At 61.0% G+C, this 3,619-nt stretch carries 3 protein-coding genes; all 3 read right to left on the bottom strand.

Going from position 1 to position 3,619, the window contains the following annotated elements:
* On the bottom strand, positions 1-1,403 hold a 1,403-nt coding region (locus tag EN925_RS27935; protein WP_128337072.1), incomplete at its 3' end, for an ATP-binding cassette domain-containing protein.
* Positions 1,404-1,415: 12 nt separating this feature from the next.
* Positions 1,416-2,291, bottom strand: a complete 876-nt coding sequence (locus tag EN925_RS27930) for a branched-chain amino acid ABC transporter permease (RefSeq protein WP_064995207.1) — start codon at positions 2,289-2,291, stop codon at positions 1,416-1,418.
* A gap of 185 nt (positions 2,292-2,476) precedes the next feature.
* Positions 2,477-3,619: substrate-binding protein (locus EN925_RS27925; RefSeq protein ID WP_245487322.1), on the bottom strand; the 1,143-nt coding region annotated here is incomplete at its 5' end.

The following is a 3,619-nucleotide window of genomic DNA, read 5'->3' as shown; positions in this document are numbered from 1 at the left end:
TTTCCACGCGCCTCGCCCAGCGCGGCAATCATCAGGTTCCGCCGCACCGTCAAGCGGTCGAATAGCTGGTTGATCTGGTAGCTTTTGGTGAGCCCGAGCTGGCACACCTCGGATACGCCCATGCCCGTAATATCGCGGCCGGCCAGTATGATGCGGCCGGAGGTTGGCGCGATCTCGCAGGTGAGCATCTTGAAGAACGTCGTCTTGCCCGCGCCGTTGGGTCCAATGATGCCCCGTATCTCCCCATGATCGACGCTGAGGTCGATGTCGCTGTTGGCTGTGATACCGCCATAGCGTTTGGTTAGGCCCTGCACCTGCAGGATCGGTCCGGATGCTGGCGCAGCACCACGCCGGCGCGCCGGCATCGGTTCGACGGCGGTCACGACGTGCGGCGCACTCTCGACCGCGGTATTGGACGATTCGATGCGCTTGCGGCCACCGGTCAACCCATAGAGATCGACGATCGCACCGACGATGCCGCGCCGCAGGAAGCAGACCAGCAGCACGAAAACGATGCCGAGCACCAACTTCCATGTGGCGCCGAGATGCAATGTGTTCTGGAAAAAGTCGCTGAGATAGAGCCACACCGTCGCGCCCACCAGCGGCCCGAACAGTGTGCCGGCACCGCCGATCGCCGTCTGCATCACGACCTGGCCGGACGTGTCGAACATGAAAGCGTCCGGCGGCATGAAGCCCTGCATCACGCCCAACAGGCCGCCGGCAAAGCCGGCATAGATCGCGGCAACCACGAAGGCCGTGAGCTTGTAGCCGTGTATGTCGTGGCCCAGCGCCGCGGCGCGGAGCGGATTGTCGCGGATCGCCGAAAGGATCGCGCCAACGGGCGAGCGTACGATGCGCAGTGCGACGGCAATGCCGATGAAATAGCAGAACGCCAGGAAGGTATACATCGTCCAGTCGGTGTTGAATTCAAGCACCGTGAAGCCGAGGTTGACGACCGGGGTTGGCACGCCAGGCAAGCCGTTCTCGCCGCCCGTGAATGCCGAGAGCGGATTGAACTCGACAAAGAAGAAGACTTCGGCGATCGCCACCGTGATCATGGCGAAATAGATACCGGTGCGTCGCAGGGCTATCAACCCGATCACGTAGCCGACGACACCCGACACGACGGCGCCCAGGACAATGGCAGCCATGACATAAGAGAAGCCGGTTTCAGTCAGGAGATAGGCGGCGAACATCCCGCCAGTACCGTAGAAGGCCGACTGGCCGAAGGACAGCAATCCCGTGTAGCCGAACAGGATGTCGAAGCCGATCCCGAACAGTCCCCAGATCAGGATACGATTGATCGTGCTGGGCGAGAACCCGAGATGGGGCAGAACGAAAGGCGCCAGGACGAGCGCCAGCGCCGTCAGAAGCTCGACGAGGAAGGGATGTTTGATGTTCATGGCCGACCGCGTCTACTCACGCCCTGCCGTGCCGAGCAGCCCGTGCGGTCGAAGCACCAACACCAGCGTCATCGCCACGAACAGCATGACATACGAATAACCAGGATTGAACATCGAGGTGATGCTGATGATTTCGCCGGCGATGAGGCCGCCAAGGATGGCGCCGGTAAAGGAACCGACACCGCCGATTACCACGACCACAAAGGTCTGGACCAGTATGGCTTCCCCGACATCGGGCGCGATCGACACCACGGGTGCGTTGACAATACCGGCGAAGCCAGCTGCCATGGCTCCGATGCCGAAGACGAGCATGAAGATCTTGTAGACATCGATTCCAAGCGAGTCGACCATTACCGAATCCTCGATGCCTGCTCGCACGATCATCCCGATGCGGGTGCGATAGAGCACGACATAGAGCATCAGCAGCGCCAGGGCGACGATGCCGAGGAGCGCCAATCGGTAGGTGGGATAGACCATGAAGCCGAGATGGGTAATGCCGACTAGCGAGGCGGGCGGCGGCACCGTGTGCGAGAGGCTGCCGAAGAAAAAGCGGACCGTCTCGACGAAAACGATGCCGAGCCCGAATGTGACGAGAAGCTGGTCCTCGAGCGGCCGCGTGTAGAAATGGCGAACGATCAGCCGCTCGATCAACACCCCCACGATCATCACGAACAGCGATCCGGCCGCCACCGCGGCGAGGAATGAACCTGTGTAGGTGTAGGCGAGCCAGCCGGCATAGCCACCGAGCATGAACATCGCGCCGTGGGCAAGGTTCAGGACGCCGAGCGTCCCGTAGATGATGGTCAGCCCGGAGGAGATCAGCGCCAGAAGCGCGCCGAGTACGAGCCCATTGAAGCACTGCGAAATGAAATTTGCCCAGTTGATCACTCTGCGCCCACCTTAGTCATGAAAAATATGCCCTGCCCGCGCGCCAGCAAGGGTTTGGCAGACAAGTCGCGAACAATCGACATCCCACCGAGCGCCGGGAGACGAACCGTCTGCGTCCGGGCAGAGCCAGTCCCGATGCGAGCGCCCTCTCCAGCCGTGGCGAAGCGGAGAAGGCGCTGCGGGCATCAGGTGTAGCTGCCCAGGTTGCAGCCGAACTCGTCGGGCTTCTGCATCAGCGGCGCGCCATCGACGACCTCCACCACATTCCAGTAGTCGTCGTCGCTCTTCATGTCCTTGGGATCCTTACCCTGAACGAGTACGACGGGTCGCACGCACTGATGGTCTTCCGGCCGATAGTGAACGTCGCCGACGAGTGAAGGGATGGTCTCACCCTTCTCGTATTGCTTGATGACGTCCGGCGGATAGAAGCTACCGGCCTGCGACACCATGCGCGCCCAATGAGCGAAGCTGACATAGGCGTTTTCGGCGCCCCATTCCGGCCGATAGCCGAACTTTTGCTGGAATGCGTCCACGAACTGCTTGGCGAGCGGATACTTGTCCTGCAGGGTCCACCAGAAATCGGTAGCGGCAAAAACCCCGGCTGTCAGTTCGGGGCCTACTTCCTTGGCAAGGAAGGGGATCTGGTAGGGGATCACCATCTTCATGCTCGGAGTCAGGCCGAACTGCTTGGCCTGCTGGATTGACAGCACCGCGTCGCGGCCCCAGTTGACGTTGACGATGAATTCGGCGCCCGAATTTGCGATATTGGTCAGATACTGGCTGAAATCCTGGGTGCCCAACGGCGAGACCTGGTCCGTCACCATCTCCCATCCGCCCTGAGAGGTCAGGTAGTCGTTCACCGACTTGGTCACGGTGTGGCCGTAAGTGTAGTCCGGCGTCATGAATGCCGCCTTCTTTCCCTTGCCGTAGGTCTTCACAAGAATCGGGCCGATCGCGTTGGCTGCGGTCTGGCCGTAGAAATTCTGGCGGAAGCCGTAGCGAACGCAGTCCTTGCCTGTTGTGTCGTTTGAGCCGGAGATGCCCGCGACGTAGAGGATCTTCTCGCGCTGCGCGAATTTGTTGAGCGCAACCGCGACCGCCGATGAAGTCGAGCCGGTCATCAGGATGATGTTGTTTTGGTGGATGAAATTCTGCTCGAGCTCGACGGCCTGGTTCGGCTTGGCCGCGCTGTCGGCGGACAACAGCTCGACCTTCTTGCCGAGCAACCCCTTGTCGACCTTCGGCGCCAACGCCTTCATCAACTCGTGGCCGTTGTTGATGTGGTCGACCGCGAGCTGCCAGCCCTTAAGTTCGTCAGCACCTTGCAC

Origin of the sequence: Mesorhizobium sp. M7A.F.Ca.US.006.04.2.1 (assembly GCF_004022915.1) — a bacterium.
Classification (GTDB): Bacteria; Pseudomonadota; Alphaproteobacteria; order Rhizobiales; family Rhizobiaceae; genus Mesorhizobium; species Mesorhizobium ciceri.
This window is presented reverse-complemented; position numbering and strand designations above follow the sequence as displayed.